The following is a 14,644-nucleotide window of genomic DNA, read 5'->3' as shown; positions in this document are numbered from 1 at the left end:
AATTTATCCTAGGGCCTACTTCAATTAATTCCCTAACCAAAGTAAATAAGGAATAAAATCTATATAACAATGTAAATATTACCATTAAAATGTTATGATAATAAATAAGGAGTGATGTAATGAGAAATATTAAATTAGTAATAGAATATGATGGTGGCAGGTATAATGGATGGCAAAGATTAAAGAGTTCTGGTGAAACTATTCAAGGAAAATTGGAGCATGTTATTAGTGAGATGGTAGATTTCCCTATAGAGATTATCGGGTCGGGTCGAACGGATGCAGGGGTTCATGCTAAAGGACAAGTGGCTAATTTCCATACTAAGTCCAATATGTCAACCAAAGAAATCCACAAATATATGAACTATTATTTGCCACAGGATATTGTAATTAAGGAAGTAGCAGAGGTGGGAGAGAGATTCCATAGTCGCTATAATGTAAAAAACAAAAAATATGTTTATTACATTTGGAATGATTGGATTCCATCAGTCTTTCATCGAAAATATAGTTATCACCTTGTTGATAAACTAAATATTGAATTAATGAAGGAAGCAGCAGAAAAATTAGTTGGAACCCATGATTTCATTGGTTTTTCTTCTGTAAAAAAGACCAATAAATCTACTGTAAGAACCATTCAAGAAATATCTATTACTAAAGAAAAACATATGGTGAAGTTTATTTTCATAGGAGACGGCTTTTTATATAATATGGTTCGTATTATTATGGGTACTTTAGTAGAAATTGGTTTAAAGCAAAAAAACATCTCCCATATTGATGAAATACTTGAGGGTAAAAACAGATCCATGGCTGGGCAAACCCTTCCCCCCCAGGGTTTATTTTTAGAGGAGGTCTATTACTAAAATAACCTTCTATCTATAAAATATTTAGAGTACATTGAAAAAACCTCCCCTCTGATACAAATTGTCAATAACGAACCAGAGGGGAGGTTTTTCACTCCTGCTTGTTGTTTAATATTTTCTTTTTATATATCCATTTAGGTAAATAAGAGATAACCACAATTGCTACTGCAGCAATTCCTAGGTAAATCATTGTTCTCTTTGCATCGCCTTCATCTCTACCTACTGTATTTATAGCAAAAATCCATACAGCTGTTCCAGGAATAATACATAATAGGGTTACAAAGGCATAGGTTGTAAATGAAATTCCTGTCAACCCATAGACATAGTTTTGTAGCCAATGGGGAATAATTGGCACCATCCGAGTTAAAACAACAATCCGCCATCCATCCTGTTTAACCCCCTCATCTATCTCATGAAAAGCCTTGCTGCTTTTTAATCTTTTTTCTATTCTCTCCCTCCCTATGTACCTAGCAACGACAAATGCCATGGATGCCCCTAACAAATCTCCTATAGTAGCATATACAATACCTAATACCGTTCCATAGGTAATTCCACCTAAAAGTGCAAACGGTAAGCTAGGTAAAAGCAACATTGTACCTAAGGCAAAGCTTACAAGATAGAGAAGTACTCCTAGGAAGCCTAAACGTCGTATCCTACCTGTAAATTTTCTTAAATAGTCGATGGATATAAAATTCCACACTTCATATTTCCATAATAACCATACGAGAAGACCTATCACAATACTAATAAGTATAAAAATAAGCTTTTTATTTAATTGCCTTTTTACCATTACATATCCTCAATTCTTTATGTTCTACTATTAGTTTAAACCTTATTTAATTTTTTATTGCTTTATCTTTTGATTAATCAGTGGAAGGAGCTTAATTTGTCTTCACAGCTTGTTCCCATTGCAAAGGAAAATCAGTTCTTTTACTTTGATGGAATAAAAACTACAGATTTTAAAAATAAATCTAATGTAATTTCTTTATAAAGTTTTAGTTAGATAAAAATTTAAAAGAGCATACCACAATGATATGCTCCCCTAAATTTATCGTAAAAACTTTTTTATTTTTAGATGTTAATTTCTAATTCAATTTAAATACTAAAGTATAATAGACCATTGTGTTTATTCATAGTAATTCTTTTCTGATAGACAAGATACTCTAAATGACTCATGGCTTCTCCAGCAGCAAAGGATTTTTGTGGTGGTGGGAAGTCATCCCAATCCTTGGCTCTAATTTTCCACTTCATCTCCCTAGCCACGTCTTCTACGGTCATTTCTGTGGCATTTTTACTTAGTATATTTTCAATTTCCTGTAGTCTATCCTCATGATGTGCTAAAAGCTCATCAATTCTCCTTTGATGATCCTTAATCAGTGTCCTATGGGAGGGAAGCATAAGTTGAATGTTGAAATCATAAATTTTCTTTAAACTATTAAAATATTGATTAAGTATTACAGGATATTCAAATCCCCAAAAGCCTATATTAGGGGTAATGGGATCTAAAACATGATCCCCGGAAAAATAAATCCCATGCTTAGGCTCATATAAGTTAATCATATCTGGGGTATGGCCCGGAACAGATATTACTTCAAAGCTATACTCATCTACCAATATCTTATCCCCGTCTTTAAGGGTAGTAAACTCAAATTCCCCTGAAGGAGCATAAACTTTGCCTGGGTGAGTATCTAAAAAATCTTCTTCAATCTTCAGGCCAAAGCTCCTTAACTGTTTTTTCATCTCTATCCAGTTTTCTTCATCTGTTAATCTTTTTGTAGCATGTCCATCTCCCCTACTCATAAAAATTTTTGCACCTTGTTGATACAATTCATGGGCAAGACCTGAATGATCGGCATGAAGATGGGTAATAACTACTTCTGTTTTTTTGATGTCAACATTTAATCTCATTAGATTTTCATAAAAAGCTTCTTTACATTCTTCACGATTAAATCCTGTATCTACAATAACTGCTTTTTCTTTCCCCTTAATAATATAACTATTTAAAGCCTTTAGAGGACTTTGAGGGAGAGGAATTTCACTTCGATAAATTTTTTCGTATACTTCTTCAATCATATTATCAAACCTTTCTTGTTAATGGATTAGACCCGTATGACACGGGGACGTTTCGATTGTCTCGTTGCTCATTGTTCTAGTTTCATTTTTTATTGCTTTTTCTATTATACTTTTCCCTAATCCTAGTATCCTGACTAACTGTCTTATACTCACTCTCATGTTGCAGTATATAGTTTTTATCATCCTATCCCTTTCTTGTGGTGTTAAGTCTCCTACTTCACTTATATTTAATTTAAATTCTTTGATTATTTTTTTTCTTAATTCTTCATCTGTGTATTTTTTTACTGGTCTGTATTCTAAACATTCATCCTGATTTGTTTGATTCATATATTTTTCAAAAGTATCCTGTTTTGTGAAATATTCATTAACTATTTCAGTACTTATATAGTTACTTTTATTTTGATAAGACGCACTATATTGGTTGTAACTGCTCCACAAATAATCCTCCATCTTATTTACCATCTTAGCTTTTACAGGATTTTGATGAATATATCTAAGAACTGTTATAAAATAATTTTCCGTTTCAATGACTTCACTATTATATCTATTTTGAAATAGATGTCCTGTTCTCCCATACTTATTATTATGCCATTGAACATATCCCACTGTTATACGTTTTATACTTTTTCCTATTTCTTCATTTTCTTCTATAAGTAAGTGTACATGATTATCCATTAAACAATAAGCGTATACTTTGAATTTTGCTTTTTCTTTTGCTTTCAATAATTTCTCTATAAACACTGTTTTATCCTCATCATCTAAGAAAATATTTCTTCCATCTATTCCTCTTAGCATAATATGATAAATACCTGTACTACTTTTTTGTCTTGCTTGTCTTGCCATAAATATCACCCTATTATAGAATAACACATTGACATTACAGAGACAACCGAAACGTCCCCTCGTCTTGCTTCAGAGACAACCGAAACGTCCCCTCGTCTTGCTTGTCTTGCATTGTTGGAAACTACAAAAAAACAACCCCCAGCCCCTTAAGAGCTTCATGGCTCCCAAGGTTTGCTGGGAGTTGATTAGTTTATTTATCTATTCTGTTATTTCTAATCTCTTTATGCTATCGTCCTCATTGTCTGTGTAGAAAGCATAGAATATTCCACCAAGGTTTACGATGGATACGGCATTACCTGCGACTTCGATTTGATTATAAGTCGTTGGATTTTCATTATAGTGGACTCTTAAATTATTGCCGTCTTTGCTTCCGATGACTATATTATTACCCGATACATCATGTGAAAATGCAGTTGTAATATCTGTGACAACTCTATCATTGGCGCTTGTGATGCTACCATCAGATACTGTTAGTTCGGTAACTTTAACGGTTCCCGCTCTATACAGAGCATAAAGCTTACCATTATTTGTTAATATGCTATATATTTCACGGTCGTCTGAGGAGTTGTTGCCCGAGATGTTATTAGAATTAACCCATATTCTGTAATTATTGTAAGTATCGCCCCAACTATTCCTATTCCCCTGTCTCTCATGTGTCATGATATAATATTGGTCATTATTGTCAATAGTAATGTAGGATCCTTTCGTAAAATAGTTCCAGTCCCAACTCCCACTAAAAAAGCTTCCATAATAACCTTCACCAATAAGTGTTTTTACAAAACTACCACTCACATTTGTTGCATACATTATGTCATCATAGTTCGCACTATTACCTCTTCTATCGGTGTAAGTGATATGGGAAAATCCTTGACTATCCACTGCAATATCGGGCTTTGAACAGTTAGCACTTCCATTCGACTCGATTAGCTCTTCTACTGTCCATCCAGTTCCGTCAAACTTCCTATAGCCAATAGCATCATATCCGCTGGGAGCTTTTGTCACATACGCTACATGAGGTTTGGCCGATCCATCAATGGCAAGCCTACCTTCTCCACCTACTCCAATCAACGCTTCTGATCCCCAGATACCTTCACTATCCTGTTGATTGTAGTAGATATTTCCATCTCTTGTGTAAAGAACACCTGTAAAGTCTGTACCTGCTTCTGCATCAAGTAAGAGTCCTTGTGGTGCTATAGTGAGTGTTCCTGCAGCTTTTGCACTGTTAAACGTACTTGTGGCTGCTGCCAAGGTTGTTACTGCTACATCTACCTCTGCTTGTGTTGCATCGTTATCGTTATAAACTCCTTGGGCTGTTCCTATGGCTGTTTCATAAGCACTCATATTCGTTGCTGTTACCCACTGTTCTGTGATTAGTATATCTGAACCATCTACGCTGACGGATACTGTTCCTTTATTGACATTGGCTACTGTAATCTCTGTTGCCAACACGCTCTTGTCTGCAATTGCCACTACTTCTACACTTCCTGTTACGGTGTTGTAGTCTGCCGTATTGGTCGGTGTAAAGGTCCATTCGAAGTTTCCTGTTTCATTCACTACTGTGGCTGTATTATTCCATGATAAAGAGCCTAGAACATTTGCATCTGTGTTTGGATCTTTAAAAGCTCCTGCTAACGTTGAATTTTCTAATGTGCCTCCTGCATTAACTGCTGTTGCGGTGACTGCTGTTTTTACTACTGGTGTAGCTTTTAGGGTTCCAGCTGTTTTTGCTCCGTTAAATGTAACCGTTGCAGCTTGTAATGCCGTTACTGCTGCATCTACCTCTGCTTGTGTTGCATCGTTATCGTTATAGACTCCTTGGGCTGTTCCTATGGCTGTTTCATAAGCACTCATATTCGTTGCTGTTACCCACTGTTCTGTGATTAGTATATCTGAACCATCTACGCTGACGGATACTGTTCCTTTATTGACATTGGCTACTGTAATCTCTGTTGCCAACACGCTCTTGTCTGCAATTGCCACTACTTCTACACTTCCTGTTACGGTGTTGTAGTCTGCCGTATTGGTCGGTGTAAAGGTCCATTCGAAGTTTCCTGTTTCATTCACTACTGTGGCTGTATTATTCCATGATAAACAGCCTAGAACATTTGCATCTGTGTTTGGATCTTTAAAAGCTCCTGCTAACGTTGAATTTTCTAATGTGCCTCCTGCATTAACTGCTGTTGCGGTGACTGCTGTTTTTACTACTGGTGTAGCTTTTAGGGTTCCAGCTGTTTTTGCTCCGTTAAATGTAACCGTTGCAGCTTGTAATGCCGTTACTGCTGCATCTACCTCTGCTTGTGTTGCATCGTTATCGTTATAGACTCCTTGGGCTGTTCCTATGGCTGTTTCATAAGCACTCATATTCGTTGCTGTTACCCACTGTTCTGTGATTAGTATATCTGAACCATCTACGCTGACGGATACTGTTCCTTTATTGACATCGGCTACTGTAATCTCTGTTGCTAACACATTTTTGTCTGTTTGGTTTGAAATAGTTATTTTTAACTCTCCTGTAGCCCCAGATCCATCCTGAGCTGTTGATACTACGGTAACTGTACCGTTTTCAATTGCTGTCAGCAATCCATTTGAGTTAATTGTTGCTACACCCGTTCCTAATGTTACTGACCATATTACATTCTTGTTTGTAGCATTATTGGGAGATACAGCAGCACTCATCTGCAGTGTACCGGCATCTGTGGTAATTGTTGTTGCATCTCCTGCTCCTGTCACAGTAATAGCATTAACAGGAACTACTGTACCTTCAACCACGGTCACATTTACTGTCAATTTACTTTCACTATTCACTAGAGCATCTGCATCTAAGATAATTGTTCCTGTTCCCGCACCTTTTAGATTGCCATATACTGCTACAGTTACTGTAGTATTATCCTTTCTAACAACGTTACTTAAGGTCAATCCTGAAAATACTTCCCTTAGTGAGATATGTTCTGAATAAACAGTTTCTGTAACAGTATCATTTGCTATTGATAGTATAAAGGTTTGATTAAAATTACTATCTACAGTAACCTGTGCTGGGGATACTGTCATCTCTGGTTTTGCTGGTTCCTCTACTGTATAAGAAAATGTTTCAACTGAACTATTATTCATGCCACTCTTAACGCCAATGGCTTTAATTGTTGTGGTTGAGTTTATGGTAATAGGGTCACTATATTGATTGCTACTGGTTGTTGGTATGCTTCCATCCAATGTATAATAGATTGTTGCACCTTCAGTTGCTGTGTCTAAAGTAACTTTTGTTCCAATAGCTACTTTACCTGCTGGTGGTGTAGCAGTAATAGCACTTACCTCAATTATTACTGGCGTGCTGGATCCTCCCCCGCCACCTCCAGAAGAGATGATAAAATTCTCTGGTTGATTGACATCAAAGATTGCTCCCTTTACTGCTGTTCCTATGGCTTTTTTGATTCTACCTTCATTGTTAAAATTTGCAGGACTGTCTATTATCAGCTCGTCAATGATTGTTTCTTTAGAGGTAGTAACAGTAGCATTCTTGGTTTCCTTTCCCACAGTTAGCTTTTTAATGATGGTATCTTCTTGAGTGATGAGGATGATGTCATCTGCTAGGACGGTAATTTCTTCATAACTCCCCTTGAAAATAACTTCGTTACCTTCTGTTTCTGGATATACCATTAAGTTAGAAATTCTTCCTCCAATGGCTACAACTCGAATTCCCTTTCCTGCCTTCTGTATGATAATTCTTCTATAGCTGCCGTCATTGATGTAGATACTATCAATGCCACCACCACGAATATAGGTGTCCCCTTCTACAGTAATATTGTTGAGATATACTTCTCCTTCTCCTACTTCTTCTGCAATAATGAGATCCCCCTTGATGACCATATTCTGCAAGGTAACGTCTTCAGACTTAATGTAAATATCGCCTTCTAAGGTCTCAATGATTGTTTTATCACCATAAATACCTACTTTGTCAAAAACACCTATAAATTCTTCAATGGTCTCTTCTCCAACTATCATTACATTGTTCAATACTACCAAAGCCTCAGCCCGGGTTATAGATGTAGTTGGTTTGAAGCTTCCATCTGGATAACCCCCTATAAATCCTTTTTCTAGTACCGCCCCTACAAAGCCTTTACTCCAGCTTGAAATTTTTTGTGAATCACTGAATATATTGGCTGCATGTTGCCTTTCCTCTAGATTTTTAACCTTACCAATGATGATGGCTACTTCTTGACGGCTTATTGGATTGTGCGGCCTTATAGTGCCGTCAGGATATCCACTAATGTACCCAGCAGCAATGGCCTGCTTTATGGCTGGAGCAAACCAATTTTCTTCCTTTACATCCTTGAAGGATATGATGGCCTCTTCAGTAAAACCAAAGACTTTGTTGGTTAATGCAATAAACTCTGCTCGAGTTATAGAATTGTTGGGTCGAAAGCTGCCATCGGGATAGCCCTTAGCTAAGCCTTTCTCTATCCATTTAGCAATGACACCACCGGCCCAATGACCTCCTATATCATTGGCTTCCCCAAAGGTCAAAATCGGTACCATAGTGATCAACAATATCAAACTGACCATGAAGGCTACTTTTTTTCTCCATTGAATTTTTTGTTTCATTTTTTTCCTCCCCATTTTATATTTTACTTCTATAGCTTGAATCCTTTTGTATATCTAGGATCTTCCATGAAAAACAAGGCAACGGTTTTATTCCTAATATTATACTGGTGATATTATTGGGAAATACGGTTAGATAAGTGTTGTAGTTCAGTACCTTATGCTCATACACTCTATAGTATTCTCGTGCCTTTTCATTTAGGTCCTTCAGTTGATTATACTGTTGGATAAAGTCTTCATCAGCTTTATGCTGGCGATATTTGTTGCTTTTATCTAACAGTATTTCTAAAGCCCTACTAATCTCTAGGGAGAATTTCATCACCTCATCTGTTGTTACAGCGTTAATAAAGTTGTGCTGTGCCTTCATAATTCCATTAATCATCTCTTTCTCAAGGCTATCACCAGTGGAAATTGTCTCTACATAGTCCAGTATTAAATCAGCCCTGATTTTTAGTTGTAAATAAATCAATTGTAAATAAATCCTTTTCCAGCTGTTCTCTACCTCTGTTCTTTTGTTGAGAATTTTGTTATAAAAGTATAAAAGCCAGCCAGTAGTTACAATGATGCTAATAAACAGTAGACCTATAATGGCTTGGTACATAGTCTAACCACCTTGTTTTATAGCTTTTTTCTCCTTTTAAAAAATTAGGACTGTTATTTATCATTAGGAATTTTTTAAAAGGATGTATAACAAAATTTTAGTGTTTCATAATTCCTTCATAATTTTTACCCCCCCTCTTATAACAAATATAATTTTAGATTTCCTCACTATTATAGCTCTATAACATAGATTTAAAATCACACAAAAGGGGTAGTTTTTATAAAAAAAGATCCTACCCAAAAAGGGTAGGTGTCTATTATCTTCAAAAAATCAAAAGCCCAAAGGCTTGCACCTTCAGGCATTTAAGCGAATGTCTTTTCTTCTTCAGAAAAAATTTTAATCAATTCCATTTTACTGTTAATACTTAGTTTTTGATATATATTTTTCACATGATATTTCATTGTGTTTTCACTTATACAAAGATTTTCTGCTATACCCTTATAGGTGTATCCCTTAAGTAACAACTCTATGATCTCTGTTTCCCTATCAGTAAGTTGCTTTTTTTCTCTAAAGGATGCCATGGCTATCTGTTGCTGATTTTCCTTCATGTTTGCAAACTTAAAAAGAAATACATGACTTTTGAGAAATCGTGTAAGTTGCATATGTAATATAGGTAGTAGTGTGATGATGACAAAAACAATGGTTAAGGCAACAAGAGTAGCTTTATAATAAAGCCCTTCATAATACATCAAATTGTTTCCCACAATACCTCCAATAGTAATTCCCAGTACATTCATGGATAAACCAATTCCTAATACCTGTACAGGGTTCTGACTATAGTCAAAAAATTCTCCTAAGATACTCCACCAAAACAAGTCAAATACACCAAAAGCAGCCAACATAAGGGTGTTGATAATAAAATAGCTTGTGATGGACCTATCCAGCCACATAAACGAGACATAGGAAAGTCCTATCATGGCAAGGGCAATGTATAGTATATAACCTCGGTTGACTTGATCTTTTGCATTTCTAAGGAAGAATAGCGCTACAATATATGGTATTGCCCAGTAATAGCTGGTCAGCAGTTGGTGATGAGCAAAGGCAGGAATCACCACTCTGTACATCAATCCTGAGTTAATTGTAATAACTAAAATAAATAAACATAAGGTCACTAGAGGTCTTAAGCTATTGGGTATCTTCTCCGAAGTTTTTTCTAAATTTATTTTACTACAAGAGATTTCTTCAGAAAAGTCTTCTAATCTAAAGGTTAGAAGGGTCCCACCCATAAGAATTAGCATAGCTATGACAAGACCAATAAATGCTGAAATATTTACTGCAATTCCATTAATAAAAATCATCAATATGTTGGAGAAAATTAAAACATCTGCCGCTGTTTTAAATCGTTCCTGACTTTGGGAATATACCTTAAAGTAGAAACCCCAACTGGCTACAAATATACCGGCAAAAAATGATATAGCACCAAGGGATATATACCATAATATTGAAACAGGTAAAAAGAAAATTAAGCTTCCTAATAGACATACTATGGCGGAGGTAATCATAGCCAGTTTTGCTGCAACTTGTTTTTTGATGAAAAGCCCGGTGATACTCAGGCCTACAAAGTGAGTCATCATGGCTATGGTATTATGTAATGCTCCGTCTTTATCTGCATTTTCCATAAGGCTGTAGAGAATCTGCCCCTCAAAGGGTAGAGACAATAACCATCCTGCAAATAAAGAAAAGCTTATGATAGATAGCTTTCGCTGATCTTTTTCCAGCTTTTCTAATAATGTACTCATAATAGTCCCCCAAAATCTATAGATAAATCATAAAATATCGTACTTCATTCTTATTTTAAATATTATTCATAAGAAACAAAATCAAGGATATATAACTAACTTTCTAGCTATATTTTATAGTACTCTTCTTTTGTTGTCTAGTACTTAAAACCTATATATTTAGGGGTTCTCTTTACAAATTAAGAGGAAACTTAATTCAAAAGGAGTCTTTCCTATCATTAAATCAAATCTCATATTACTTCATGTGCTGTTTAAGCCCTTGCTTTGATAGTGTATTGATATTTACACGCAAAATGATTTTTACTTACAGCTTCATCCCTATTATCATCATTCTATCACTATAACAGCACCGCTTTCATTATCTATCCAGTTATAAAGGAATTCTGCATGACTGGTGAAATTCCGAACACACATATTGGAGCGAGGGAATGTACCGATGGTGTGTAGATATTCTATCGTCCCAGGATCAACCTTCTCTCCATCCTCTTCCTCATATGCCACTGGAACCCCGTGGATGTAGGCTCCCCCTGTAAATCGTATAGCAAAGGGTGCATAACCTGTAATATCCTGTGTACCACTTTTCAAGTATTCAAAGCGTTCTCTTTTTTGAATAGCCTTGTAGCTCCCTAAAGTAGTCTCAAAGGAGAAATCTCCTGCAATACCAGTAGTAGCCAGGGTATAGGAGACGAGGTTAAGACCGTTTTCATCAAGCTCAAAGGAAGCTTGGTTTTGGTGATTTCTGTCTACTACAACCACATGGTTTAACTGACTTAATGTGACATTTGGATCAATGTACTGCTTAGGTACGTAAAAATCTCCCTCAAAAGTCGGAACGTTGACATGATAAAAATCATCGGTTTCATCTAATATCCGTACCAATATACCATCGGGTATATATCGAAAATTACTATTTGTATCTGCCTCTTCATATGCAGGGGCACTGTGGTAAAACCGATAGCCATACTCATCTACTGCCACATCCCCCTTTTGAGGAGGTGCACCATTTTGAAATTTATAGTTACTGATAAAGTGTAACTCCCCATCGGCCAATTGTTGCCTTAGTTGATTTACAGCATCCTGCATCCTTTCAAAACGAAAATTCCTAGGGGTACCTACTGTTGCATGGAGATAACCCTCTTTTATTTCATTATTATCTTTAAGTGCTACCCTATACCATATGGCGGAATCCTCCAACGCCTCACCTTCAACCCTCTGGAGTAATGACACCTTATCCAGGTTCGCCACCTGAGTAACAACAGTGGCATCTGGAATTGGATTTTCTCGGATTTTAGCACCCTCCTCTGCTGTTATAAGAAAATAGTCAAAGGCCATATCATACTCAAAATACTGTACTGCATCATTGATTCCTTCAGGAAGAATAGTGTTATATTCCTCTAATACAGTATTCATGTTTTTGGAGCCGATATTGTTTAATAGCTTCATTTTCTGTTGCTGACTAAGGTAAGATACTCTGTTTTCTTCCTTACCCTGTGTGATTTGGGTAATCCTCAAGTCATCTTCAATGTTGAAACCATTTATATTCTCCTCCACAGCTTCCCTGTCGGATTTGGCTAGTTTGTCCTCCTTGGGTTCCTCTGCTGAGGAACCTGGTTGCTGTCCTTGAGGGGGTTCCCCATCAGGGGGAACATTTCTTCGTTGTCCACAGCTTGACATTGTAATCATTATTGCCAGCATTAATATTAGAATAATTTTTCTATACATAAACATCCCCAATCTAAGTTTTATTATTTACTTTACTATATATTTTGTTCAAATAATTTCACTATTATGTACTTTCCACATTATAGGTTATAGTTTAAATCCCTTTTAAAGTTAAGCTTGATTTCTAATAGGGATTCATGTTAAAATTATGATTATTCATAAAACACAATTTTATAAATATCGGATGAAGATAATGGAATATATAGGATTTTATATAGACCGTTATTGGACGAACCTCTGGAGAGACTCAAACGAGCACCGAAGGGGAAAGCCTGATTTTCAGGTGAAACTCTCAGGTAAAAGGACAGGGGATTTATCATGTAGTCATAATACTATTGCTGTTGACGTTTTTTTGTTAACAGGCTAATTTTGCTACTTGAAAAATCTTGATTTCCAGAGACTAAGTTTATTCTTTAGTCTCTTTTCTTTTTTTGAATGTCTCCAAATATCTATTATTCTTAAGGGGAGAGGTGAGGAATCAAAGGATCTATTAGTATGACTACAATGCTACATTATATTTGAAATTTATTTGAGATTATCAGACAAAATAATTATTACGGAGGTTATCACATGAACTTAATAACAATCATATCTAAAATCAACAGTATTTTATGGGGTCCTATTATGTTGTTCTTCTTATTGGGTACAGGTCTTCTATTTACCCTTAAGCTACGTTTTATACAAATTAGAAAATTTAAGTATATCTGGAGGGAAACCTTCGGAGGCATCTTTAAGAAAATAGATAAAGCAGATGAAGATGGAATGTCCTCATTCCAAGCCCTAACCACAGCCATCGCCGCCCAAGTGGGTACTGGAAACCTAGCAGGGGTTGCCACAGCCATTGCTGCAGGAGGACCCGGTGCTATTTTCTGGATGTGGATAAGTGGCTTCTTAGGAATGGGAACTATCTTTGCAGAAGCAGTACTAGCTCAATTGCATACAGAAAGGGTGGATGGAGAAATAACAGGTGGTCCAGCCTACTATATTAAAAAGGGACTAGGAAGTAAATTTCTAGCAGGATTTTTTGCTGTTGCTATTGTATTAGCCTTAGGATTTATGGGGAATATGGTTCAATCCAACTCTATTTCTGAAGCAGTCCATGTTGCTTTTAATATTCCTAAAGTAGTTACTGGGATTGTTGTAGCAGGTTTAGTAGGTCTAATTGTCATTGGAGGAATTAGTAGAATTGCCTCCTTTACAGAAAAGATTGTACCTATAATGGCGGGATTATATGTTTTAGGTAGCTTGGTAATTGTTTTCATTAATTACAATCAAATTTTACCTGCCTTTAAAATGATTATTTATGGTGCCTTCAATCCTATGGCTGCCACTGGTGGAATCATTGGTGCCTCTGTAAAGGAAGCCTTCCGTTATGGTATCGCTAGGGGTCTTTTCTCCAACGAGGCGGGGATGGGTTCTACTCCCCATGCCCATGCTGTAGCAAAGGTTAAGCATCCGGCTCAACAGGGATTAGTTGCTATCATGGGTGTAGTGATTGATACAGGAATTGTATGTACATTAACTGCTCTAGTTATTTTGACAACAGGTGCCTTTTCCTCAGGTCTTATAGGGGCACAATTAACTCAAGAAGGCTTTATTAGGGGCTTTGGTGGATTTGGAAGTACCTTTGTAGCCATATGTTTATTCTTCTTTGCCTTGTCTACTATTATAGGTTGGTATTACTTTGGAGAATCAAATATTAAATTTCTTTTTGGTAAAAAAGGAATTAAATTTTATAGAATTCTAGTACTATTATTTATTATTATGGGTACTGCAATGCGGGTGGAAATCGTATGGGAACTGGCTGATACCTTCAATGGTTTAATGGTTATTCCTAACTTAATAGCTTTGTTAGGACTGTTCTCCTTTGTAGTCAATACCACTAAGGACTACGAGGAAAACTTCAACCATAATGACATTTCTGAACATCAGCATAACTAATTAGTTAATTATTGTTTTGTTTAATTCTTTTTCAAAACCTCAAGCCCATCTATTTAGGTAATTTAGGAAAAATTTAATTTTTTTAGATAAAAGTAACTTGTATTTCTTTAATGGCTATGATAAAATACAAAATAACATTTACTAGGGGGACCTTGTTATGATAATCATAATCGATAAAACAAATACAAATACAAATTATTATTACTATTATAGATAGGGTTTGCTGAAATGAAAAAAATCATAGATGCAAACCAGCCAAGTATTTTAATATACGG

At 36.0% G+C, this 14,644-nt stretch carries 9 protein-coding genes and 1 riboswitch; of the genes, 2 read left to right on the top strand and 7 right to left on the bottom strand.

The features are described from left to right. The first annotated feature begins 119 nt into the window (after positions 1-119). Positions 120-857 (top strand): tRNA pseudouridine(38-40) synthase TruA, encoded by a 738-nt coding sequence (truA, locus tag BLS22_RS03835; protein ID WP_090550547.1) that lies wholly within the window; start codon positions 120-122, stop codon positions 855-857. 91 nt (positions 858-948) lie between these two features. On the opposite strand, the gene BLS22_RS03830 is transcribed toward truA, so the two are convergent. The 7 genes from BLS22_RS03830 to BLS22_RS03800 form a co-directional block, all read right to left on the bottom strand. Beyond that, positions 949-1,647, bottom strand: coding sequence for a TVP38/TMEM64 family protein (locus tag BLS22_RS03830; RefSeq protein WP_090550544.1), 699 nt, complete (start codon positions 1,645-1,647; stop codon positions 949-951). Positions 1,648-1,952: 305 nt separating this feature from the next. Beyond that, positions 1,953-2,930, bottom strand: a complete 978-nt coding sequence (locus BLS22_RS03825) for an MBL fold metallo-hydrolase (protein ID WP_090550541.1) — start codon at positions 2,928-2,930, stop codon at positions 1,953-1,955. Positions 2,931-2,948: 18 nt separating this feature from the next. After that, positions 2,949-3,773 carry an REP-associated tyrosine transposase gene (locus BLS22_RS03820; RefSeq protein WP_244269452.1) on the bottom strand — a complete coding sequence of 275 codons (825 nt, stop codon included), beginning with the start codon at positions 3,771-3,773 and terminating at the stop codon, positions 2,949-2,951. Between the two features lie 198 nt (positions 3,774-3,971). Further along, positions 3,972-8,369: an S-layer homology domain-containing protein gene (locus BLS22_RS03815; RefSeq protein WP_176762043.1), complete on the bottom strand. Its 4,398-nt coding sequence runs from the start codon at positions 8,367-8,369 to the stop codon at positions 3,972-3,974. Positions 8,370-8,385: 16 nt separating this feature from the next. Further along, positions 8,386-8,967 carry a LemA family protein gene (locus BLS22_RS03810; protein ID WP_090550535.1) on the bottom strand — a complete coding sequence of 194 codons (582 nt, stop codon included), beginning with the start codon at positions 8,965-8,967 and terminating at the stop codon, positions 8,386-8,388. Between the two features lie 302 nt (positions 8,968-9,269). Then, entirely contained in the window at positions 9,270-10,706 is a 1,437-nt protein-coding gene (locus tag BLS22_RS03805) for a response regulator transcription factor (protein WP_090550530.1), read from the bottom strand. Between the two features lie 327 nt (positions 10,707-11,033). After that, positions 11,034-12,428, bottom strand: a complete 1,395-nt coding sequence (locus BLS22_RS03800; protein ID WP_090550527.1) for a L,D-transpeptidase family protein — start codon at positions 12,426-12,428, stop codon at positions 11,034-11,036. 227 nt (positions 12,429-12,655) lie between these two features. After that, positions 12,656-12,746: riboswitch (glycine riboswitch) on the top strand. Positions 12,747-12,998: 252 nt separating this feature from the next. Here BLS22_RS03800 and BLS22_RS03795 point away from each other — a divergent pair. Further along, entirely contained in the window at positions 12,999-14,369 is a 1,371-nt protein-coding gene (locus BLS22_RS03795) for an alanine/glycine:cation symporter family protein (protein WP_090550525.1), read from the top strand. Positions 14,370-14,644 lie beyond the last annotated feature (275 nt).

Origin of the sequence: Natronincola ferrireducens (assembly GCF_900100845.1) — a bacterium.
GTDB classification, from domain to species: Bacteria; Bacillota; Clostridia; order Peptostreptococcales; family Natronincolaceae; genus Natronincola_B; species Natronincola_B ferrireducens.
Note: the sequence above shows the minus strand (reverse complement) of the source record. Positions and strands in the feature narration are given on the sequence as shown.